The 22,071-nt window shown below is 61.8% G+C and carries 16 protein-coding genes; 8 read left to right on the forward strand and 8 right to left on the reverse strand.

Translation table 11 applies throughout. The features are described 5' to 3' along the window. Nucleotides 1-210: 210 nt before the first annotated feature. On the forward strand, nucleotides 211-1,548 hold the full coding sequence (locus CSQ93_RS15470; RefSeq protein ID WP_099378791.1) for a polysaccharide deacetylase family protein: 1,338 nt from the start codon (nucleotides 211-213) through the stop codon (nucleotides 1,546-1,548). A gap of 29 nt (nucleotides 1,549-1,577) precedes the next feature. Here the strand turns inward: CSQ93_RS15470 and CSQ93_RS15475 are convergent, their stop codons facing one another. Together CSQ93_RS15475 and CSQ93_RS15480 are read right to left on the reverse strand one after the other, a co-directional pair. Next, nucleotides 1,578-2,081 (reverse strand): DUF2939 domain-containing protein, encoded by a 504-nt coding sequence (locus CSQ93_RS15475; protein ID WP_158300208.1) that lies wholly within the window; start codon nucleotides 2,079-2,081, stop codon nucleotides 1,578-1,580. A gap of 125 nt (nucleotides 2,082-2,206) precedes the next feature. Then, entirely contained in the window at nucleotides 2,207-2,653 is a 447-nt protein-coding gene (locus CSQ93_RS15480) for a DUF2939 domain-containing protein (protein WP_099378793.1), read from the reverse strand. Between the two features lie 112 nt (nucleotides 2,654-2,765). Here CSQ93_RS15480 and CSQ93_RS15485 point away from each other — a divergent pair, with 112 nt between their 5' ends. Together CSQ93_RS15485 and CSQ93_RS15490 are read left to right on the forward strand one after the other, a co-directional pair. Further along, entirely contained in the window at nucleotides 2,766-3,605 is an 840-nt protein-coding gene (locus CSQ93_RS15485) for a hypothetical protein (protein WP_099378794.1), read from the forward strand. A gap of 15 nt (nucleotides 3,606-3,620) precedes the next feature. Next, complete coding sequence (locus tag CSQ93_RS15490; protein ID WP_099378795.1) at nucleotides 3,621-5,828, forward strand: penicillin acylase family protein; 2,208 nt, start codon at nucleotides 3,621-3,623, stop codon at nucleotides 5,826-5,828. Between the two features lie 12 nt (nucleotides 5,829-5,840). Here the strand turns inward: CSQ93_RS15490 and CSQ93_RS15495 are convergent, their stop codons facing one another. Continuing rightward, the gene (locus tag CSQ93_RS15495) at nucleotides 5,841-7,022 is read right to left on the reverse strand and encodes a trans-sulfuration enzyme family protein (RefSeq protein WP_099378796.1); all 1,182 of its coding nucleotides are present in this window, start codon (nucleotides 7,020-7,022) and stop codon (nucleotides 5,841-5,843) included. Beyond that, complete coding sequence (locus CSQ93_RS15500; RefSeq protein WP_442778330.1) at nucleotides 7,019-8,410, reverse strand: pyridoxal-phosphate dependent enzyme; 1,392 nt, start codon at nucleotides 8,408-8,410, stop codon at nucleotides 7,019-7,021. Before CSQ93_RS15500 ends, CSQ93_RS15495 begins: the two co-directional genes overlap by 4 nt. 294 nt (nucleotides 8,411-8,704) lie before the next feature. On the opposite strand from CSQ93_RS15500, the gene CSQ93_RS15505 reads away from it, so the two are divergent. Further along, nucleotides 8,705-9,253: a thymidine kinase gene (locus CSQ93_RS15505; RefSeq protein ID WP_034755172.1), complete on the forward strand. Its 549-nt coding sequence runs from the start codon at nucleotides 8,705-8,707 to the stop codon at nucleotides 9,251-9,253. 1 nt (nucleotide 9,254) lies between these two features. Here the strand turns inward: CSQ93_RS15505 and CSQ93_RS15510 are convergent, their stop codons facing one another. Both CSQ93_RS15510 and CSQ93_RS15515 read right to left on the reverse strand, forming a co-directional pair. After that, a complete protein-coding gene (locus CSQ93_RS15510) occupies nucleotides 9,255-9,527 on the reverse strand; it encodes a putative signal transducing protein (protein WP_099378798.1) in 273 nt (90 codons plus the stop codon). 51 nt (nucleotides 9,528-9,578) lie between these two features. Continuing rightward, complete coding sequence (locus CSQ93_RS15515; protein WP_199534423.1) at nucleotides 9,579-11,549, reverse strand: methyl-accepting chemotaxis protein; 1,971 nt, start codon at nucleotides 11,547-11,549, stop codon at nucleotides 9,579-9,581. 520 nt (nucleotides 11,550-12,069) lie between these two features. Between CSQ93_RS15515 and CSQ93_RS15520 the strand changes: the two genes are divergently transcribed. Beyond that, nucleotides 12,070-14,340, forward strand: a complete 2,271-nt coding sequence (locus tag CSQ93_RS15520) for a carboxy terminal-processing peptidase (RefSeq protein ID WP_099378799.1) — start codon at nucleotides 12,070-12,072, stop codon at nucleotides 14,338-14,340. Between the two features lie 159 nt (nucleotides 14,341-14,499). Here CSQ93_RS15520 and CSQ93_RS15525 read toward each other — a convergent pair whose 3' ends face one another. After that, a complete protein-coding gene (locus tag CSQ93_RS15525; protein WP_099378800.1) occupies nucleotides 14,500-15,426 on the reverse strand; it encodes a LysR family transcriptional regulator in 927 nt (308 codons plus the stop codon). Between the two features lie 120 nt (nucleotides 15,427-15,546). Here CSQ93_RS15525 and CSQ93_RS15530 point away from each other — a divergent pair, with 120 nt between their 5' ends. Beyond that, entirely contained in the window at nucleotides 15,547-16,761 is a 1,215-nt protein-coding gene (locus tag CSQ93_RS15530) for an MFS transporter (protein WP_099378801.1), read from the forward strand. A 168-nt stretch (nucleotides 16,762-16,929) separates the two neighbouring features. Here the strand turns inward: CSQ93_RS15530 and CSQ93_RS15535 are convergent, their stop codons facing one another. Continuing rightward, the gene (locus CSQ93_RS15535; RefSeq protein ID WP_233516199.1) at nucleotides 16,930-17,613 is read right to left on the reverse strand and encodes a pentapeptide repeat-containing protein; all 684 of its coding nucleotides are present in this window, start codon (nucleotides 17,611-17,613) and stop codon (nucleotides 16,930-16,932) included. Nucleotides 17,614-18,080: 467 nt separating this feature from the next. On the opposite strand from CSQ93_RS15535, the gene alaC reads away from it, so the two are divergent. Both alaC and metE read left to right on the forward strand, forming a co-directional pair. Next, on the forward strand, nucleotides 18,081-19,298 hold the full coding sequence (gene alaC, locus CSQ93_RS15540; protein ID WP_099378803.1) for an alanine transaminase: 1,218 nt from the start codon (nucleotides 18,081-18,083) through the stop codon (nucleotides 19,296-19,298). A gap of 363 nt (nucleotides 19,299-19,661) precedes the next feature. After that, nucleotides 19,662-21,950, forward strand: a complete 2,289-nt coding sequence (gene metE / locus CSQ93_RS15545) for a 5-methyltetrahydropteroyltriglutamate--homocysteine S-methyltransferase (protein WP_099378804.1) — start codon at nucleotides 19,662-19,664, stop codon at nucleotides 21,948-21,950. Nucleotides 21,951-22,071: the final 121 nt, after the last annotated feature.

Consider the following 22,071-nt stretch of genomic DNA (forward strand, 5'->3'; position numbering starts at 1 on the left):
GCACGGGCCTGTAGCACGGGTACGACAGAGGCAATCCTGGGCATCATAAAATATTTGCAATTATTATGTTCATAATTGCAATGCTTTGGTATAGTTGATAATTACTCGAGGAAAGAAATCCTGCGAGAAATAATATATTTCTTATATCTTTTCTGTTGCAAGGTGTGCATTTCAGCGGCCACCAGGCACAGTCTCCCTGAAAGCCGCACCATGTCCAGCCAGTATCATGACGCACCGCCCCGCTTTTCCATGCCACCGCCGCCGGTTACCAATACGCCGCTGGAATTCATGCCCACGCACGATCTGTCCTTCTGGGACAGCGATGTGACGCCAGGCTGCACGGTGTCGCTCGATGCCGCCGTGTCGTTCAAGGATGGCTACCCCTCCTTGCGCATCGACCTGCCTGCCGGATTGCCTGCCGGTACTGTCGTCAAAGTGGGAACGACAGGCGCTGCCGGCAAGGGACAGCCGCGCATCCCGTTCAACTGGGACTTGCAACGCTTTTCCTTCGCCCTGCGCTCGACGAATGCCGCCATCATGCAGACGGGTGGCATGATTTACCTGGGGAACAGCGATTACAGCAGTTTCTGGTCCGGCTTCCTGAATGCCTTGCATTACGGCGGTTCCGCCGCCGCTGACACATTGATGTTCGTCGACAATGCGTGGTGGGTGCCCAAGCTGGCCACGCCGCTCGATTGCGAGGGCACGCCCACGGCACAAAACCTGTCGCGCGGGAAATTTACCGTGCAGCTGACGGCAGCCACGACGCAGCCGGAAACAATCTGGCTGGGCATGCTTGCGGCGTTGCCGAAGCGTAAATTGCCCACTGTCATCTTGTCCTTTGACGATGGTTATGCCTCCTGGGATACGTATCTGATGGAGCGGCTGAAATATTATGACTTGCCCGCTTCGTTTGCCATCGTCACGTCGCTGCTGGGGCAATCCGATTACATGTCGGCCGAGCGCATGAAGGCGCGTTTCGACGATCCGTCGCGCCTGTTCGACTTTACCCTGCACCAGAGCGTGCACGACAATGTGGCGGTACAGGGTTCTGCACAGTACGTCACCGCACTGCAGGTGGGGCGCGACCAGATGCGCGCGGCCGGTATCGGCGGCGACGGACCATCGCACCACGCGTGGGTCGAATCGTTGTGGACCAATACGGCCATCGACGCCATGCGCGCCGCCGGCTTCCTGTCGGCGCGCGGCGCCGGCTATACGGCAGAGCGCGGCTTTGACCAGGTGTTTTTCTCTGGCAATGACAAGGATGCGTACATCCTCAATACGTCCCTGGTCAACCTGACAAACGACGCCAGCTTTGCGCAAGTCCAGGCGGCGATCCAGACGGCGGTGGACGACGGCAGCTTTGTGTTTGTCAACGGCCACGATATCGTCAGGACGCCAACGTCCGACTACCAGACTTCGTATGCTGTCATCGATGAGCTGCTGGCATGGCTGGCGGGGCAGGTGGCTGCCGGCGCGCTGCAAGTGGTGTCGCATAGCCGCTGGTTTGCCGATACGACGGGTAGGGTGACGGACCGTCGCTGATCGCCGCAGAAGAAGGCTGCGCCGGCGCCTTACGCGTCGGCCAGCAAGTTCTTCGGCAGGGCTACCGACACCAGTTTCCAGCGCCACAGGCCGTCGCGCGTCAGGGTCAGTTCGCCGATATGGCTTTTGCTGTGGGCGCGCTGCACCACGACGCTGTCCCAGGAGGTGTAGCGCAGTTTGTAGTCGGGCTTGGTGTTGCGCTTGCGGCCGCTGATGTCGCTGACCTTGGCGATCGGCTTTTCGTAGCGGTCATTGAGCTTCATCAAGGCGACGATGCCCTCTGGCATCAGCATGGTATCGAGCAAGGGGTCAATGACGTCGGGGCTGATGTCGTCGGCCACTTCGGGCGCCGAGAACAGGGTGTGCAGTTGTTGCCCCAGGCTGCCGCGCAGCTGGGGCAGGTCGATATGCGCAGCCAGGGCCTGGCTATCCTCGTCCATGGTCGCCGCGCGGATCTCGTTCATGGTGAAATACGGGCTGCCATAGAAGACGCCGGCCAGCGCGACCAGTGCCACTACAGCGAGAAGCATCATTCTTTTCATCGTGCGATCTCTCGGATGCCTGGCGACCCGGTGCGCCTGAAGTGTTGGCATTCTACATAATATTTCCCAAAGTCAACATAGCGGTTTAGGTAAGTGTTGTTTTAGATCAAGTTTCGTCAGAGTAATTCTGGCGGCAAGGTAATGTCCGTCAGTTTCCAGTCCCAGATGCCATGGCGGCGCAGCAAAAACTGGCTGGCGGCGGGACCGGCGCCGCTGCGCCGCAACACCACTTCGTTCCACGAGCGGTACGCCATGCCGAAGTCGTGGCGCTTGCCGTCCGTCCCCTGCTTGCCGTGCAGAATCAATACCGTGATGCCGGGCGGCGAGACGATGGTGTCGAGCATTTCCTTGAAATCGTCTTCGCTGGCCGTTTCGCCGGCCGCCCGCAACTGGCGCGCCACGCTGGCGCGCACGGCGGGCAGGTCCGCCTGCTGCGCCAGGTTTTCCAGGCGCACGGATTTCGCCGCGATGCTGATGCGGTACATGGCGATGTAGGGGCTGACCCAGGTGAAGCCGATAGCGGCGACGCTAAAAATGATCGCGGTGGCGTACTTTCTTTTCATGGTCCGTGTTTTTGTATGAGCTGTGCCGCCGTGATTTTACCCGGCCAGGGGCGGTGGATGGTGTAGCATTCGTGCCGGCGCGGACCATCGCGCCGCAATATTGAGGACAACCATGAATATCACTATCAATCAGGTGCTGCAGTCGTATATCGACCCGCTCACCGCCAGCGAGTACGCGGCGCTCGAGCGCAGCCTGCTGGCCGAAGGCTGCCGCGACGCGCTGGTGTTGTGGAACGACGTGCTGATCGACGGGCATAACCGCTACGCTATCTGCCGCCAGCACGGCATCGAATTCAAGACCATCCAGAACACCAGCTTTACCTCGCTCGACGACGTCATGCTGTGGATGATCGACAATCACCTGGCGCGCCGCAGCGTGTCGGACTTCCAGCGCGGCGTGCTGGCCCTGCGCAAGAAGGAAATCGTCGCCGCGCGCAGCCCGGCGCCCGTCAGCGCCCAGGATGCGCCGGAAGGTGAAAACGCGCCCAAGCCACCCATGAGCACGCGGGAAGAAGTGGCCAAGGCGGCGCGGTTGAGCAGCAACCAGATCAGCCAGATCGAGAAGATCCAGAAGGCGGCCTCGCCGGAACTGGTGGAAGCCGTCCGCTCGGGCACGATCTCCATCAATGCGGCGGCCACCGTGGCGTCCCTGCCGCCGGAAGAGCAGGTGGCGGCCGTCGCCGGCGGCAAGAAATTATTACGCCAGGCGGCCAAGGAAATCCGCGAACAGCGCGCCGCCACGCGCACGCCGCGCGAGCCGAAGGCACCCCACGTGTCGCAGGATACGCCGGAGACGGGCAACGAGCCGTGGGCGGACAACGCGGCCCAGGCGCCGTCCGAAGCGGAGCGCCTGCGCGGCGAGATCGCCAGCCTGAAACAGCGGGTGGCGCAGCTGCAGGCGGAAAATGTGGAGTTGAACCAGCGCATCGCCGCTTTAATCGACGCATCCTGACTAATGGAGTAGTGCATGCCAGCTCGCCGCGCCTTGTTCGCCGCCATCGCCTGCGGCGTCGCCGCCGCTCCTCCGGTGCTGGCGGCGCCCGCCGTTTCTGTCACGGACATGGCGCGCTGGCAGGCGCAGGCGGCCAATGTCAGCATCGCGCGCGATACGTGGGGTGTGCCCCATGTGACGGGCAAGACGGATGCCGATGCCGTCTTTGGCCTGATGTATGCGCAGGCCGAAGACGATTTCCCCCGCGTGGAACTCAATTACATCAACGCCATGGGACGGCTGGCGGAAGTGGACGGCGAACGGGAGCTGTACCGCGACCTGCGCATGAAGCTCTTCATCGATCCGCTTGAGCTGCAGGCGCAGTACCGCGCCAGCCCGCCGTGGCTGCGCAAATTGATGGATGCCTTTGCCGATGGCCTGAATTTTTACCTGGCCACGCATCCGCACGTCAAACCCAAGCTGATCACGCATTTCGAGCCGTGGATGGCCCTGAGCTTCAGCGAGGGCAGCATCGGCGGCGATATCGAATCGATCAATCTGGCACAGCTCGAAGCGTTTTATGGCCAACAGGCCAGGCCGGCCGCCGTGGCGCTGGCCAGCGTGGAAACTGGATTGGAGCCAGAGCCGAGCGGCTCCAACGGCTTCGCCATCGCGCCCGCCATCACGCAAAATGGCCACGCGCTGCTGATGATCAACCCGCACACCTCGTTCTACTTCCGTCCCGAAGTGCAGGTTACCAGCGGCGAAGGCTTGAACGCGTATGGCGCCGTCACCTGGGGCCAGTTCTTCGTCTACCAGGGTTTTAACGAGCGCCTGGGCTGGATGCACACCTCGGGCGGCGGCGACGTCATCGACGAATACCTGGAAAGCATCGTCGACCACGATGGCGCATGGTTCTACCGCTATGACGGCGGCCAGCGTCCCTTGATAGCCGTGCCCATCACCTTGCGATATAAACTGGCCGATGGCGGCGTGGCATCGAAAACCATCACCGTCTACTACAGCCACCACGGCCCCATCGTGCGTGCGCAGGATGGAAAATGGGTGGCGGTGCGCCTGATGAACGAACCGTTGAAAGCCTTGATACAGTCGTATACGCGCACCAAGGCACGCGATTATGCTGCGTTTTACCAGACGATGGAACTGCGCACGAATTCGTCGAACAATACGGTGTATGCGGATGCGGACGGCAATATCGCCTACTTTCACGGCAATTTCATCCCTGTGCGCGACCCTCGCTTCAACTGGAAGCAGCCCGTCGACGGCAGCGATCCGGCCACGGAATGGAAAGGGCTGCACACGGTGGCGCAAACCATCACCCTGTTCAATCCGAAAAATGGCTGGATCCAGAACACGAACAACTGGCCGTATTCGGCGGCCGGCGCCAACAGCCCGCGCCAGAGCGATTACCCCGCCTACATGTCCGTGTACGGCGAAAACGCGCGCGGCCTGCATGCCGTCAAGGTCTTTCAAAATAAAACAGGCTTTACCCTCGACAGCCTGATCGCCGCTTCCTACGACAGCGAATTGACGGCGTTTGAAACGCTGCTGCCGCCACTGTTCGCGGCATACGATGCGCTGCCGGCCGGCGACGCGCAAAAGCTGGCGCTGGCCGACAAGGTGGCCTTGTTGCGGGCCTGGGACTGGCGCTATGCGCTGACGTCGACAGCCACCTCGCTGGCCGTGTTCTGGGGCCAGGAACTGGCGGAACTGACGGGCAAGCAGGCGCGCGAGCAGGGCGTGCCCGTGGTCGATTTCCTGGCGACGGACAAGGTCACGGCGGCGCAGCGGCTGGCTGCCCTGGCGACGGCGGCGGATAAACTGCAGCGCGATTTCGGTAGCTGGCAAACGCCGTGGGGCGAGATCAACCGCTTCCAGCGCCTGACGGGCGACGTGGTGCAGCCGTTTGACGATGCGCAAGCCAGCTTGCCCGTGCCTTACGCGTCGGGCAACTGGGGCGCGCTGGCCGCGTATGGCCAGAGCAGCAAGAGCACGACGCGACGGATCTATGGCGAGCGCGGCAACAGCTTTGTCGCGGCAGTGGAATTTGGCCCCCGCATCAAGGCGAAAAGCATTCTTGCCGGCGGCCAGAGTGGCGACCCGAAGTCGCCCCACTTCAAGGACCAGGCGGCCATGTATGTGCGGGGCGAGTTCAAGGAGGTACTGTTTTATCCGGAGCAGGTGGAACAGCACCTGGAGCGCCGCTACCACCCTGGAAAATAAGCGCCGGGACGATCAGATTGCGTCGAGCGCCGTGCGCAGGTCATGGCGCAAATCCTCGATATCCTCAATCCCCACCGACAGCCGGATCAAGCCGTCGCCGATGCCCAGCTTTGCCCGCTGCTCGGCGGGAATGCTGGCATGCGTCATCAGGGCAGGGTGTTCGATCAGGCTTTCCACGCCGCCCAGGCTTTCGGCCAGGGCGAACACTTCGCAGCGCTCGAGGAAGCGGCGCGCGCCGGCCAGGTCCGTATCGAGGTCGATCGAGATGATGCCGCCGAAACCATCCATCTGGCGCTGCGCCAGCGCGTGCTGCGGATGCGATTTCAGCCCCGGATAGAACACCTTGCGCACTTCCTTCTGCTGCTCCAGCCACTGCGCCAGGGCCAGGGCGCTTTCGCAATGGCGCTGCATGCGGATGGCCAGGGTCTTGACGCCACGCAAAGCTAAAAAGCTGTCGAACGGGCCGGCAATCGCGCCTACCGAGTTTTGCAAAAAGCCCAGCTGCTCGCGCCATTCCGCCTGGCGTTCTTCCGCGCCGACGATGGCGATGCCGCCGATAATGTCCGAGTGGCCGTTCAAGTACTTGGTGGTCGAATGCACGACGATATCGAAGCCATGTTCCAGAGGGCGCTGCACCAGCGGGCTGGCAAACGTGTTGTCGGCCACGGCGATGATGCCGCGCGCGCGGCAGATGTCGGCAATCGCGCGCAAATCGGCCAGTTTCAGCATGGGGTTGGTGGGCGTCTCCACCCACACCATCTTCGTTTCCGGGCGCAGCGCGGCCAGCAGATTCTCGGGATTGGTCAAATCCACATACGTGAATTCGTGGCCGGCCGAGCGGCGGCGCACGCGCTCGAATAAACGGTAGGTGCCGCCGTACATGTCGTCACCGGCGACAATATGGCTGCCCGCATCGAGCAATTCCAGCACGGAGGAAATAGCGGCCAGGCCCGAGGCGAACGCGAAGGCCGCGCTACCGCCTTCCAGGTCGGCCACGCAGCGTTCGAGCGCCCAGCGCGTGGGATTGTGCGAGCGGCCATAATCGAGGCCCTTGTGCACGCCGGGGCTGTCCTGCACGAAGGTGGAGGTGGCGTAAATGGGCGGCATGATGGCGCCCGTCGACGGGTCGGGCGACTGGCCGGCGTGGATGACACGCGTGGCGAGATGACTCTTGCGGGTGGTTTCCTGGCTCAAGATAGTGTCCTGCGTAAGTGGTTGAGAAGGTCGAAGCGGGTGATCAGGCCATAGAAGGCGGCATCGTCGGCGACGACGGCCGTCAAGCCCCGGTCCAGGGTGGCGCGCAGGGCGGGCAAGCCACTGGATGGCGCCAGGATTTCGAGCTGTGTCGTCATGGTGGCGCCCACCAGCGAGGCGAAATGGGCGGCGTCGCCGGAGACGTGCAGCAGCAAGTCCGATTCGTCAAGAATACCGACCAGCTGGCCGCCGTCGATGACGGGCAACTGGGCCAGGTCGCTGGCACGCATGCGGTTGAAGGCCGTGAGCAGGGTGTCGCTAGGCGCCACGCTGACGACGTCGCCCTCGTCATAGCGGCGTCCGATCAGGTCGCGCAAGTCGCCCGACACGGCCCGCTGCAACAGGCCCTGGTCGCGCATCCAGCCGTCGTTGTAGACCTTCGACAGGTAGCGCGTGCCCGTGTCGCACACAAAGGTGACGACGCGCTTTGGCGTCGTCTGCTCGCGGCAGTACTTGAGGGCCGCGGCCAGCAGGGTGCCGGTGGACGAGCCGCCTAAAATGCCTTCGGCAAGCAGCAGAGCGCGCGCGGAATCAAAACTTTCCTGGTCCGTGATGGTGTAGGCTTTTTTCACGCTGTCCATGTCGGCGATCGACGGGATAAAATCTTCGCCGATGCCTTCCACGGCCCACGAGCCGCTCGTGTCCGACACTTTGCCCGTGTCGATGTATTCGGTGAGGATGGAGCCTTGCGGGTCGGCCAGCACGAATTCCAGCTTCGGCTGCGCCTTGCGGAAGTAGCGGGTCAGGCCCGTCAGGGTGCCGGACGAACCGACGCCGACGACGATGGCGTCCACGTCATGGCCGCTCTGCTCCCAGATTTCAGGGGCCGTCGTCGTTTCGTGGGCCAGCGGATTGGCGGGATTGTTGAACTGGTCGGCGAAGAAGGCGCCCGGCAGCTCGCGCGCCAGGCGCGCCGCGTAATCCTGGTAGTACTCGGGATGGCCCTTGCCCACGTCCGAGCGCGTGGTGTGCACTTCGGCGCCCAAGGCTTTCAGGTGCAGCACTTTTTCCGTCGACATCTTGTCGGGCACGACGAGAATCACGCGGTAGCCCTTGATGCGGCCGACCAGGGCCAGGCCGATGCCGGTATTGCCGGCCGTAGCCTCGACGATGGTGCCGCCCGGCTGCAGGCGGCCGTCCGCTTCGGCCGCTTCGATGATAGACAGGCCGATGCGGTCCTTGATGGAACCGCCGGGATTTTGCGATTCCAGTTTCAGGAACAGCTGGCACAGGCCCGTGTCGAGCCTGGTCACTTCGACCAGCGGGGTATTGCCGATCAGCGTGTATAGCGCTGGCGGCTGGGGTGGGGATGGCATTCGATCATTCATGGTAGCTCCTGTCAGAGAAACAACGGCTCCGGATTGTGTCCCGAGCCGCCTTCCGTGCCGCGCAGTGTAGGCGGGTGGACGAGTGCAGCGAACGAATGTTTATATGCTTGCATATGCGCCGTTCGCATATCGGCTGCAAGGTTCGCGCTTCGAGTATGCGCCGTTTTTTACCCGCTTGCCGCGCCAAAGACACGACTATTAAGCTGCCGCAAGCCCGCCATTGCGATTTATAATCACGCCTCGAAAAGGTACTGAACAGTATCCTGAAAAACCAGACGAACAGGGCAGGCGGCAGTGGCAAAACTTTATTTCCGGTATTCCGCGATGAACGCGGGCAAGTCGACGGCCTTGTTGCAGGTCGCGCACAACTATGAAGAGCAGGGGCAGCAGGTGCGCCTGTACACGGCCGCCATCGACAGCCGCTACGGCGTGGGCAGAGTAACGTCGCGCCTGGGCCCGCAGCGCCAGGTCGATATCTTCCATGCCGACACGAATTTCCTCGACGATATCCCGCAAGTAGCCTGCCTGCTGGTGGACGAAGCGCAATTTCTCAGCACGGCCCAGGTGCAGCAGCTGCACCAGCTGGCGCAAGTGAAGGGCGTGCCCGTCATCTGCTACGGCTTGCGCACGGATTTCAAGGGCGAACCGTTCCCCGGCTCGGCCTATCTGCTGGCGCTGGCCGACGATATCGAGGAATTGAAGAATATTTGTACTTGCGGCAAGAAGGCCACGATGAACATCCGCGTGGATGAGCAAGGCCGCCGCATCAAGGAAGGCGAACAGATCAGTATTGGCGGCAATGAGAGTTACCGCCAGGCGTGCGGGCGCTGTTTCTACTCGTAAATTAATCGGCGACGGGCGCGCCCACGTCGGCATCGTCCGCCAGCGCCAGATCACCCCGCTCGAAGGCGGCGAGGATGTCATTCGCGCGCGCCACGTCGTGCTCGCGCACCATGACGCGGGCGCCGCCGATGGCGGCAGCGAGCAGCATGTCGGCCTGCATGTGCTGGTCATCCGTCAGCAGCACGTCGATGCCGGCCGCTGCCAGGCAGCCACGGATGACGTGGGCATCCGTGGGGATCATCAGCCGGGCAATTAAAACGTAGTCGTCGTGCATGGTCTCTCCTGGGGAGGTGGATTCTGCCCCATCTTAGCACCCGGATTGCACTTACAGCTTGAACACGCCCACTACCTGGTTCAGCTCCTGCGCCTGTTCCTGCAAGGCGTCGGCGGCCGCGGCCGCTTCTTCCACCAGGGCCGCATTCTGCTGGGTCACCTGGTCCATCTGGGCGATGGCCTGGTTGACTTGCTCGATGCCGCTGCGCTGCTCTTCGCTGGCCTGGGCGATTTCGGCCATGATGGTGCTCACTTGCTGCACGCTGGCCACTACCGTGTCCATGGTGGCGCTGGCCTGGCTCACTTGCGCGTGGCCCAGATCCACCGTGCTGGCGGACGCCTGGATCAAATCCTTGATGTCTTTCGCCGCTGCCGTCGAGCGCTGCGCAAGGGTGCGCACTTCTGTGGCGACGACGGCAAAGCCGCGTCCCTGTTCGCCGGCCCTGGCCGCTTCCACGGCCGCGTTCAAGGCCAGGATATTCGTCTGGAAGGCGATGCCGTCGATGACGCCGATGATGTCGGCGATCTTGCCGGAGGAGCTGCGGATGGCGTCCATGGTGCTGGCCACTTGCGCCACGGCGGCGCCGCCTTCGGCTGCCAGGCTGGACGAGTCATGCGCCAGCCGGCTTGCCTGCTGCGCGTGATCGACATTCTGGCGCACGGTGGAACTGAGTTCTTCCATCGAGGCGGCCGTTTCTTCCAGTGAACTGGCTTGCTGCTCCGTGCGGCTCGACAAGTCCAGGTTGCCGCTGGCGATTTCACCGGACGCCGTGGCGATCTGCCCGGCGCTGCCGCGCACATTGCTGACCACTTGCGACAGGTTGTCGCTGATGCGGTTCATGGCCAGCAGCAGGCGGCCGATTTCGTCCAGGCTGCTGGTATCGAGGTGCACCGTCAGGTCGCCGGCGGCGATTTGCGCGGCGGCCGTTTCGGCGGCGGCCAGCGGGCGCGACACGAGGGTGCGCACCAGCCAGTACAGCAGCAGGGCGAAGACGAGCAGGGCGATGAAGCCGGAAACGGCCAGCTGGTTGCGCATCTGGCGCGCTTCGAGGGTGATCTCGTCCGTGAACGTGCCGCCCGCGATGATCCATTGCCAATCCTTGAACTGGCGGTAATACAGCTGCTTTTCGCGCGCGCTGGCACTCGTTTCACCGGGCGCCGTCCACGTATAGCGCATGGCGCCGTCTTTTTGCGCCAGCATTTCCTGGATGAACATGCGGCCATCGCTGGCCTTGAACTCGAGCGCGCTCTTGCCTTCGCTGTTCGGGTGCAGCACCAGGTGGCCGTAATTGGCGCCGGGGGCCGTGTCGACGATATAGATGTAGCCCGTCTGGCCGATCTTGACCTGGCGAATCTTCTCTTTCAGCATGGCCAGATTCTTGCTGATATCGAGGCCGATGAACAGCACACCCACCACCTTGCCGCCCGCATCGCGCACGGGGTCATATTGCGTGATGTATTGCTTGCCAAACAGTGTTGCCATGCCAACGAAGCGCTGGCCGGCGCGCAGCGGCGCATAGCTGGGGTGGTTGTGGTCGAGCTGGGTGCCGATGGCCCGTTCGCCATCCTGTTTTTTCAGCGAGGTGCTGATGCGCACGAATTCATCGCCGTTGGCGGCAAAAATGGTGGCGATCACGCCCGTCTGGGCCGTATAGCGGTCGACCACGGCCGTGTCGAGATTGAGTACCTTGCCGCCGTTGGCCAGCGCTGGCGTGGCCTTGCCGGCGACGGCCACCATGGCGCCCGCGTCGACCGTGAACGGGCCGGGAAATTCGGCCGCGAACAGGCGCGCAAAGCTGGCCGCCTCGTTGACCATGGCCGTGTGAAACACTTCCGTGGTGGTCATGACGCTATTGAGTTCGCTGGTGACGGCCGCTTCGGCGCGCTGTTCCAGCGCAGCGGAGGTGCGGATGCTGATCAAGGTCGTCAGGCTGGCGAGGATCAGGCTGACCAGGGCAAAGGTAAAAATGGTGATCTTGCCGCCGACACTCCAGTGGCGGGGGGAGAATGATTTTGTAGGCATAGTGTGAGTCTGGCAAATGGTAATCAGCTCGGCCATTCCTGGTCATGACATGACACGCGGGGAGGGGATCTGGTGGGGAATACTGTTGAAACTGAGGCGCGCCGGCGTTGGGAGCCGCGCACAGGCAAGCTGGATTTCAGGGCGCGATGATAGCATGTTGCTTGCGTTTTGTTACTAAGTGTTTCCCGCAGGAATCAATTTTTCGCGTAAAAACATCATCCGTATCAAGGATTATAAAAACGGCCTATTGACTTTTTAGATTTCAATGAGGCATTTGATCTTTGGCGCCGATGGGCGATGTAATTTTTCTCACGAATGTTTCACTTTGTAATGAATGAGACGCCGACCTTAATTCGCGTTTAAGCTTCCAGGAAGAAACTGATATTCCTTGGGAGACTGCCAGGCCGTATCCTGTAGAATAATATGCAGACCAGTCGTGTATTCCCCTTACTGTCTTGCTGGCTGGCGCATGCATAGCTGCGCCGCCTGGAATTGATTCAACTAATTTTCGGAGAAGCCGATGAAGAAGCAAATGATGCTGGTCACCCTGGTGCTTGCCCTGTCAGCCAACGCTGGCGCAGCCCAGACGGACAAGAGCGCCGCTCCTCCGCTACCCATGAAGCCGCTGGCCCAGCAAACGCAGGCCGCCTTGTGGGCATCGCGCGTCTTGACGCGCGTCCATTACAAGGCCACGCCGCTCGACGACGCCATGTCGGAAAAAATCTTCGACCGTTATTTCAAGTCCCTGGACGCGGAAAAGCTGTTTTTCGTGCAGGCCGATGTCGACCGCTTCGCGCCCTTGCGCACCAAGCTCGATGACGCCATCATCAATGAAGACCTGACGGCGCCGTTTGCCATTTATAACCTGTACCAGCAGCGTTTCGACGAGCGCATGGCGTATGCGCGTGAATTGCTGAAAACCAAGTTCGACTTTACGGCCGACGAGAGCTACCAGCTCGACCGCGAAAAGGCCGCCTGGCCGAAGAACGACGAGGAAGTGCGCGACCTGTGGCGCAAGCGCGTCAAGAACGACTGGCTGCGCCTGAAACTGGCGGGCAAGGAAGACAAAGCCATCCGCGAGACCCTGGACAAGCGCTATGAAAGCTACACGACCCGTGCGCGCAAGCTCAACAGCGAAGACGTGTTCCAGATCTTCATGAACTCGTACGCCATGTCGATCGAACCGCATACCAATTACCTGGGCCCGCGCGCTTCGGATAACTTCGACATCGCCATGCGGCTGTCGCTCGAAGGTATCGGCGCCGTGCTGCAGACGCGCGACGAATACACGGTGGTGCGCGAAGTCGTGCCGGGCAGCCCTGCCGGCTTGTCGGGCAAGCTGAAAGTGGGCGACCGCATCGTCGGCGTGGGGCAGGGCGAAAGCGGCCCCATCACCGAAGTGCTGGGCATGCGCATCGACGACGTGGTGCAGCTGATCCGCGGCGCCAAGGATTCCGTGGTGCGCCTCGACATCCTGCCGGCCGACGCCGGCCCCGATGCCAAGCACGTGGTCTTGCCGCTGGTGCGCAAGAAAATCAGCATGGAAGAGCAGGCGGCGAAGAAATCCATCATCGAAGTGCGTGAAAATGGCGTCAAGCGCCGCATCGGCGTCATTTCCCTGCCGACGTTCTACCAGGACTTTGAAGCGCGCCGCCGTGGTGACAAGGACTTTAAGAGCGCCACGCGCGACGTCACCCGCTTGCTGGGCGAGTTGAAGAAGGACAAGGTCGACAACGTCTTGATCGACTTGCGCAACAACGGCGGCGGTTCGCTGAACGAAGCCGTCGAACTGACGGGCCTGTTCATCGACAAGGGCCCGGTCGTGATGCAGCGCAATGCCGAAGGCAAGGTCGAAGTGGAAAGCGATACGAATGCCGGCCTGGCCTGGGATGGCCCGATGGGCGTGCTGATCAACCGCGGCTCGGCTTCGGCCTCGGAAATTTTCGCCGCCGCCGTGCAAGACTATGGCCGTGGCGTCATCATTGGCGAAGGCAGCTTCGGCAAGGGCACCGTGCAGACCTTGTTCAACCTCGACCGTTTCGGCGGCAGCGAGAAAGCCCGTTTCGGCGAGCTGAAAATGACCATCGCCCAGTTCTTCCGCATCAATGGCGGCACCACACAGTTGCGCGGTGTCACGCCTGACATCAAGCTGCCGGCCATGTCGGACGCGGAAAACTTCGGCGAATCGAGCTATGACAATGCCCTGCCATGGGTGGCCATCAAGCCGGCGCCCTACATGCCGACGGGCGACCTGAAGGAGATCGTGCCGTTGCTGGATAAGAAGCATGATGCGCGCGTGGCCAAGGACAAGGATTTCCAGTACTTGCTCGATGACATCGCCCTTGTCGTCAAGCAGCGCAAGGAAAACCAGATTTCGCTCAATGAAACCGTGCGCCGCAAGGAGCGCGATGCCCAGGAAGCGCGCGCCAAGACCCGTGAAAAACGCCTGATCGCGCAGATTTCGAATCCTGCCGATGACCTGGTGGTGATTCCCGATCCGAAAGACGTGCTGAAGGGCGCGAAAGCGGCCAACAAGACGGCCAAGCAGATCGCCGCCGTGAAGGGCGCCTTGCGCACCGACGATGGCTTGCAGGGCGACGAACGGGCGCTGAGTGCCGAGCTGGACGCTGAAACGGCTGCCAAGAGCGCCAAGGACGTGCTGCTGAACGAAGCGGCGCGCATCCTGGCCGATGAAGTGGCGCTGATCAAGGCCGATACCCGCCTGGCGTCCAAGGTCTTGCCGTATGCAGCCGATGTCAAGGCGACGCCGGTGGCGGCGACATCGAAGTAATGAGCGTGGAGTAAGGGGGGAGTTATCTGTTTCGCGTATTTCTATCATTCCAACAATCAATTGGATTGATATGCCGCGACGCAGCATAATGCATTGTCTCCTCTATTCTCCTCCAAGAAAATAGATTCAGCCCGCTCTCGCAGCGGGCTTTTTTTTGCCTCAGATTTTGTGCGTGGGCAGTTGCACGTCGGGCTGGGCAGCCAGCAGGGTCGTAAGCCAGCCGGCAAACGCCTGCAGCTTGGGCGTGGCCAGGCGGCCTTGCGGCGTCAGCAGCGACATGGGCATGGGCGTCGGCGGGTGATCGGCCAGCACGGCTACCAAGGCGCCGCTGTCCAGATGTTGGCGCACCTGGTACTGGGCCGCCTGCGCCAGGCCCAGTCCTTGCAAGGCGCAAGCGACGCTGGCGTCCGCGTCGTTGACGGCGATGGGGCCGCCCATCTGCACGCGCACGACCTCCTTGCCTTGTTGGAAATCCCAGTCGAAGGCGCGCCCCGTGCGGCCCGAGTAATGCATGATGCCGCTGTGCGCCGCCAGGTCGGCCAGGGTGTGCGGCGTGCCGTGCCGCGCCAGGTAAGCGGGGGACGCGCACGTGACGAAGCGCATCAGGCCGACCTGCTTGCCGATGAAGGCGGAATCCTGAAGGGTGCCTACGCGCAAGGCGCAATCGATGCCTTCCTGCGTCAGGTCGACCAGGCGGTCCGTCAGGCTCAGCTGCAATTGCACGTCCGGCCAGGCGGCGTGGAATTGCGCGATATGGGGAATGACCAGGCGCCGGCCCACCGTATTGGGCAGGTTGATACGTAGCAAACCACGCGGTTTTTTCGCGTCCGGACCACGGAAGGCCAGTTCCGCCGTATCGACGGCTTTCAAAATATCGATGCAATGGCGAAAGTACTCGGCCCCTTCCGGGGTCAGGGACAAACGGCGCGTGGTGCGCTGCAGCAGCTGCGTCCCCAGGTAGGCTTCCAGCTTCTGCAGGGTGGCCGTCAGCGCCGCGCGCGGCAAATTCAAGGTCTCGGCCGCCTTGGAAAAACTGTTGGCCTCGACGATGCGCACGAAGGTCTGCATGGCCTTGATCTTGTCCATGGGATAGCTTCCATTCTAATTGTTCATTTTATGTGAAAAGTATAAGTGGATTATGCCCTGATTATCTTTGCCAGAGTTTTGCCTAGAATGGCAACATCCCTATCGAACCGAGGAAACAACATGAACAAGGCCTCATCTTCCGCTCCCCACGACATTGCGCCGGCCATGGTGCTGCTGCTGGCCATCGCTTCCGGCCTGATCGTGGCCAATCTGTATTACGCGCAAACACTCGTCGGGCCCATCAGCGCTTCGACGGGCCTGTCGGCCAAGGCGGCCGGGCTGATCGTTACCCTGACGCAAGTGGGCTATACCCTGGGCCTGCTGTTTGTCGTGCCCCTGGGCGACTTGCTGGAAAACCGCCGCCTGATCGTCACGGCCTTGCTGGTGACGGCCACGGCCCTCGTGGTGGCGGCCCTTTCCACGGGCGCCATCGTGTTCCTGGCCGCCGCGCTGGCCATTGGCCTCGGTTCCGTGGCGGCGCAAGTGATTGTGCCGTTTGCGGCTCACCTGTCGCAGGAAGCGACGCGGGGGCAGACGGTGGGCAAGGTGGTCAGCGGCTTGTTGCTGGGCATCATGCTGGCCCGCCCCGTGGCCTCGCTGGTGGCGGCCCATGCCAGCTGGCACGTGGTGTTTGGCGGTGCCGCCGTGCTGATGGTGTTGCTGGCGCTGGTGCTGCGCCGCGCCTTGCCCGTGCGCCAGCCGGTGTCCAGCATGAAATATCCGGCCTTGATGGCTTCGCTGTGGCATTTGCTGCTGGGTACACCCGTGCTGCGCCGCCGTGCCGCCTATCACGCTGGCCTGTTTGGCGCCTTCAGCCTGTTCTGGACCGTCACGCCGCTGGTGCTGTCCAGTCCAGCGTTTGGCCTGTCGCAAACGGGTATCGCCATCTTTGCCCTGGTGGGCATGGCCGGTGCCGTTGCCTCGCCCATCGCCGGCCGCCTGGCCGATGCGGGCCACACCTTGCCGGCCACGGCCGCCGCGCTGGCGCTGGGCATCGTCGCCTTTGCCTTGCCGATGCTGGCGCCAGAGTCAAAACACGTGGCGCTGGGACTGCTCGTTGTCGCCTCCATCGTGCTCGACATGGGCGTGGCCGCCAACCTGGTGCTGGGCCAGCGCGCCATCTTCAGCCTGGGCGCTGAAGTGCGGGGCCGCCTGAACGGCCTGTATTTCGCGCTGTTCTTCGCTGGCGGCGCGGCCGGCTCGGCCATCGGCGCCTGGGTGTATGCGAGTTACGGCTGGCAAGCGACCTTGCTGACCGGCATGGCGTTTCCGGGCCTGGCCCTGCTGGTGTGGCTGGCAGAATTTTTACCGCAGGCTACGCGTCGTACGGCTTGAAACCCTGATGCCGCCTCATTATCACTAATGGATATTTCTATCATCATGAAGATAAAGTGGCGTGATATGCCGCAATGCCGCAAGATGCACTTGTCTCCTCTATCTCCTCCAAGGAAATAGATTCAGCCCGCTTCCATAGCGGGCTTTTTTTTGCCTGTATTTTTTAAACTAAATCACCACCAGATCGAGCGCCCGCATGAAGTTCGCTGCCTGCGCATGCGTGATGACGGCGCCTTTCAGCAGCGCCGCTTCGCTCAATTTGAAGCCATCGATATCGGCGCCGCGCAGGTCCGCGCCCTGGAACTTCGCCAGTTTGATGGTGGCATTGCGCAGGCTGCCGCCTTCGAAGATGGCGTCGCGGAAGTCGCAGCCGGCCAGGTAGGCGTCGGAAAAATCCAGCTGTTTCAATGTCGCCTTGCGGAACGAGAAGCCGCGCAGGTCGGCGCCTACCAGCAGGCTGTCTTCGAAGGTGAGGCCCAGGTGGGCCACTTCTTCGAACGAGGCGCCGGTCAGCTTGCAACCGCGGTAGGTGGCCGAGGCCAGCTTGGCGCGCCGCCATTTCGTGTTGTTCAGGTCGCAGCCTTCAAACGTGGCATCGACGGCGTCGACGGATTCGAAATCGGCGCTGCCCGCGCGGCAGCGGCGCCAGGTGCTGCGCGCCAGTTTGCTGGCAAACAAGTTGGTTTCAGCAAAGGTGCAGCGCTCGAAGGTGCAGCCTTGCAAATCGAGGCGCGACAAGTCTTCGCCATCGAACGCGCAATCGATGAAATGGCGCGCCGATTGCGCCAGTTGCTGCTCGATGCCGGCGCGGTCCAGGGTCATGCTGCTTACTGCGTTGTCGTGTGTTGCCATCCGTCTCATTCCTAAAGTAAAAAACAGGGGAGGGATGGCGCGGCGGGAAAATGCACGAACCAGAACACCTCCCCGGCTGGTGGTGCAGTCAGAGGTCAGCGCCGTGGGTCCGCGTGGGCGGGAGCATGCCGGACGGTGCCGGGCACTTACCGGGTTACCAACCGGTGCGCTCATTTTCGATCAGCCTGCATTGTAACGGCTCTACAGCACCCTTGCCAGTGCTGGATAAACCGGGTTAGTATCGTCACAGGCGCACTTGGAGCCTATCTCGGCAGATGAATACATCCTCTGCTAGCGCCCCTCAGAAGCGGGGACTGCGTTGCTCGTCGTCGCGTGGTTCGCCACGCGTCCTCCTCACGCCTTGTCCGCGCATCTGATGAACTGCTAGCAGAGGACGCTCCCTACCGAGATAGGCTCTTGCGCCAACGTCGCTCGGACGGATCCGGGCGCTTACGTATAGAGATACCATGACCGACAGCCAAACTCCGCGCAGCTTTTCGCGCATCAATCGCCTTCCCCCCTACGTTTTCAATATCACCGCCGAGCTCAAGATGGCCGCGCGCCGCCGTGGCGAGGACATCATCGACATGTCGATGGGCAATCCCGATGGCGCCACGCCGGCCCACATCGTGGACAAGCTGGTCGAGACGGTCAAACGCCCTGACACGCACGGCTATTCCGCGTCAAAAGGCATCCCGCGCTTGCGCCGCGCCATTGCCCATTGGTACAAGAAGCGCTACGAGGTCGACATCGACCCGGACAGCGAAGCCATCGTCACCATCGGCTCGAAAGAGGGCCTGGCGCACTTGATGCTGGCGACACTCGACCGTGGCGACACGGTGCTGGTGCCGAATCCCAGCTACCCGATCCACATCTGGGGCGCCGTCATCGCGGGCGCCGATATCCGCTCCGTGCGCATGGGGCCGGGCGTGGATTTCTTTGCCGAACTGGAACGTGCCATCCGCGAAAGCTACCCGAAACCGAAGATGATGGTGCTGGGTTTTCCATCGAACCCCACGGCGCAGTGCGTGGAACTGGAATTCTTCGAGCGTGTCGTCGCGCTGGCCAAGCAGCACAATATTCTGGTGGTGCATGACCTGGCGTATGCCGACATCACCTTCGATGGCTGGAAGGCGCCGTCCATCATGCAGGTACCGGGCGCGCGCGACGTGGCCGTCGAGTTTTTCACCATGTCGAAAAGCTACAACATGGCGGGCTGGCGCATCGGCTTCATGGTCGGCAACGCGGAACTGGTGGCGGCCCTGGCGCGCATCAAGAGCTACCACGACTACGGTAGTTTTACTCCGGTGCAAGTGGCGGCCATTGCCGCGCTGGAAGGCGACCAGAGCTGCGTGACGGAAATCTGCGCCCAATACCAGCGCCGCCGCGACGTGCTGGTCAAAGGCTTGCATGAAGCGGGCTGGATGGTGGAAAAACCGAAGGCGTCGATGTATATCTGGGCGCATATCCCGGAAGCGTACCGCCACCTGGGCTCGCTGGAGTTCGCCAAGCTGCTACTGCAAAAAGCCAAGGTGAGTGTCTCGCCCGGCATCGGCTTCGGAGAATACGGCGATGAATACGTGCGCTTCGCCCTGATCGAAAACGAGGCGCGGGTGCGGCAGGCGTTGCGTGGCATAAAGAATATGTTGCGTTCCGGCGACGGGAAAGCGGAAGTGGTAGCATAAAAGTTGCCATATGGAATGCTTCGTTGCCCTTAATATCACTGCTGCGTATTTCTGACATCACGAATATAAAGTGGTTTTATATGCTGCGATGCGGCATCATTCAACTGTCTCCTCTATCTCCTCCAAGGAAATAGATTCAGCCCGCTCCCGCAGCGGGCTTTTTTTTGCCCGTCGTTTTGGCCCTGGGTTCCGGCCGGCACGCTCGGCGAACGAGGCGGTCGCTTCGCGCAGCACGGCCAGGTGGATATGTTAGAACATGGTTTCACATGAATATTAATAATGGATGTATGAAGTTTTACCATTATTTTTCATGGATGAAAGTCTCTATGATGTATTCATACTTCACTAGGAGGCACTACCGCCATGACCGTCACGACACATAATCTGGGCTACCCGCGCATCGGCGCCAAACGCGAACTGAAATTCGCCCTGGAAGATTACTGGAAGGGCAGCAGCACCCTGGATGCGCTGCAAGGCCATGGCGCGGAGTTGCGCCAGCGCCACTGGCAAGACCAGAGCGCACTGGACCTGGCGCCCGTGGGCGACTTTTCCTTTTATGACCAGGTGCTGGACCTGAGTTTTACCTTGGGCAACCTGCCGCAACGCGTGCGCGGCCTGGAAGGCGCGGAGCTCGATAACTATTTCCGCGTGGCCCGCGGCCGTTCGGCCAGCGACAGCGATTGCAGCTGCGTCCACGCTGGCGAAATGACGAAATGGTTCGACACCAATTATCACTACATCGTGCCGGAATTTTCGGCAGGGACACAGTTCAAGCTCGACAGCAGTCGCTTGCTGCAGCAACTGGCGCAGGCGCGCCAGCTGAAGGTCAACGCCAAGCCCGTGCTGATCGGCCCCGTCACCTATCTGTGGCTGGGCAAGGCCAAGGATGATTCCGACAAGCTGGCGCTGCTGCAAGGTTTGCTGCCCGTCTACGTGCAACTGCTGCAGGAACTGGCCGCCCAGGGCGTGGAATGGGTGCAGATCGACGAACCGATCCTCGTCACGGAGCTGGACGGCGCCTGGCAGCAGGCGCTGGTCACGGCCTACGAGGCCTTGAGCAAGGTCAATCACGTCAAACTGTTGCTGGCCACGTATTTCGGCAAGCTACAAGACAATCTGGCACTGGCGTGCAAGCTGCCCGTGCAAGGCTTGCACCTCGATGCCGTCAACGCCCGCGAAGAAGTGGGGCAGGTGATTGCCCAATTGCCCGCCTGCAGCGTGCTGTCCCTGGGCGTGGTGAATGGCCGCAATATCTGGAAGACGGATTTGAACGAAGTGCTGGCATGGCTGGAACCCGTGCACGCCAGCCTGCAGTCGCGCCTGTGGATCGCGCCGTCGTGCTCCTTGCTGCACGTGCCCGTCGACCTGGCCAGCGAACAAAAGCTGGATACGGATATCCGGTCGTGGCTGGCATTTGCTCGCCAAAAACTCGATGAAGTACACACTATCGCCGGCGCCCTGAACCAGGGCCGCGCTTCCGTGCAGGGGGCGCTGGATGCCAATCATGCTGCCGTGCAAGCGCGTCGCCAGTCGAGCCGCGTGCACAATCCGCAGGTGAAAGCGGCCGTGGCCCGCATCGACGCAAGCCTGGGCCAGCGCGCTGGCGGCTATGCCGAGCGTGCCGCCAAGCAAGCTGCACTGCTGCAACTGCCGCTGTACCCGACGACAACGATCGGCTCCTTCCCGCAGACGGCGGAAATCCGCCAGGCGCGCAGCCAGTTCCGCAGCGGCCAGCTCGATGCAGCCGGCTACAAAAAGCTGATGCAGGCGGAAATCGCCCATTGCGTCCAGGAACAAGCGGTGTTGGGCCTGGACGTCTTCGTGCACGGCGAAGCGGAACGCAATGACATGGTGGAATATTTTGGCGAGCAGCTCGACGGCTACGCCTTCAGCCAGTTCGGCTGGGTGCAATCGTACGGTTCGCGCTGCGTGAAGCCGCCCATTTTGTTCGGCGACATCAGCCGCCCGCGCGCCATGACGGTCGAGTGGAGCACCTACGCCCAGTCGCTGACGGACAAACCGATGAAAGGCATGCTGACGGGCCCCGTCACCATCCTGAACTGGTCTTTCGTACGCGACGACCAGCCGCGCTCCGTGTCATGCTACCAGCTGGCGCTGGCCATGCGCGCCGAAGTGCTGGACCTGGAACAGGCCGGTATCCGCGTGATCCAGATCGACGAGGCGGCGCTGCGCGAAGGCTTGCCGCTGCGCAAATCGCAATGGGCCGACTACCTGCGCTGGGCCGTGGAATCGTTCCGCATCACGGCCAATGGCGTGGCTGACGAAACGCAGATACACACGCACATGTGCTATTCGGAATTCAACGACATCATCGCGCAGATCGCCGACATGGATGCGGACGTGATCACGATCGAAACATCGCGCTCCGACATGGAATTGCTGGATGCCTTCGATGATTTCAACTATCCGAACGACATCGGCCCTGGCGTCTACGATATCCATTCGCCGAATATTCCCGGCCAGGAACAGATGGTCAAGCTGATGCGCAAGGCGGCCGAGCGCATCCCCGCCCAGCGCCTGTGGGTCAACCCCGATTGCGGCCTCAAAACGCGGGGCTGGAAAGAAGTCATACCCGCGCTGGCCAACATGGTGGCGGCCGCGAAAACCTTGCGCGGCGACACCGTGGCCTAAGGATGGCAGGGGCAGGGGAGGCCGCTATGGCTGAGACGTGGCTGAGATATAGAACAATCGTATTTCTGTCATCACAACATGCAATTGGATAATGATGCTGCGATGCTGCATCATTCACCTG

It is taken from the genome of Janthinobacterium sp. BJB426 (assembly GCF_002735705.1).
In the GTDB taxonomy this organism is placed as follows: domain Bacteria; phylum Pseudomonadota; class Gammaproteobacteria; order Burkholderiales; family Burkholderiaceae_D; genus Janthinobacterium.

Bases quoted from the DNA above. Each gene is read 5' to 3' on its own strand.
- CSQ93_RS15470 (WP_099378791.1), top strand. From the start codon at position 211: ATGTCCAGCCAGTATCATGACGCACCGCCCCGCTTTTCCATGCCACCG.
- CSQ93_RS15475 (WP_158300208.1), bottom strand. From the start codon at position 2,081: ATGATGCTTCTCGCTGTAGTGGCACTGGTCGCGCTGGCCGGCGTCTTC.
- CSQ93_RS15480 (WP_099378793.1), bottom strand. From the start codon at position 2,653: ATGAAAAGAAAGTACGCCACCGCGATCATTTTTAGCGTCGCCGCTATC.
- CSQ93_RS15485 (WP_099378794.1), top strand. From the start codon at position 2,766: ATGAATATCACTATCAATCAGGTGCTGCAGTCGTATATCGACCCGCTC.
- CSQ93_RS15490 (WP_099378795.1), top strand. From the start codon at position 3,621: ATGCCAGCTCGCCGCGCCTTGTTCGCCGCCATCGCCTGCGGCGTCGCC.
- CSQ93_RS15500 (WP_442778330.1), bottom strand. From the start codon at position 8,410: ATGAATGATCGAATGCCATCCCCACCCCAGCCGCCAGCGCTATACACG.
- CSQ93_RS15510 (WP_099378798.1), bottom strand. From the start codon at position 9,527: ATGCACGACGACTACGTTTTAATTGCCCGGCTGATGATCCCCACGGAT.
- CSQ93_RS15515 (WP_199534423.1), bottom strand. From the start codon at position 11,549: ATGCCTACAAAATCATTCTCCCCCCGCCACTGGAGTGTCGGCGGCAAG.
- CSQ93_RS15520 (WP_099378799.1), top strand. From the start codon at position 12,070: ATGAAGAAGCAAATGATGCTGGTCACCCTGGTGCTTGCCCTGTCAGCC.
- CSQ93_RS15525 (WP_099378800.1), bottom strand. From the start codon at position 15,426: ATGGACAAGATCAAGGCCATGCAGACCTTCGTGCGCATCGTCGAGGCC.
- CSQ93_RS15530 (WP_099378801.1), top strand. From the start codon at position 15,547: ATGAACAAGGCCTCATCTTCCGCTCCCCACGACATTGCGCCGGCCATG.
- CSQ93_RS15535 (WP_233516199.1), bottom strand. From the start codon at position 17,613: ATGGCAACACACGACAACGCAGTAAGCAGCATGACCCTGGACCGCGCC.
- alaC (WP_099378803.1), top strand. From the start codon at position 18,081: ATGACCGACAGCCAAACTCCGCGCAGCTTTTCGCGCATCAATCGCCTT.
- metE (WP_099378804.1), top strand. From the start codon at position 19,662: ATGACCGTCACGACACATAATCTGGGCTACCCGCGCATCGGCGCCAAA.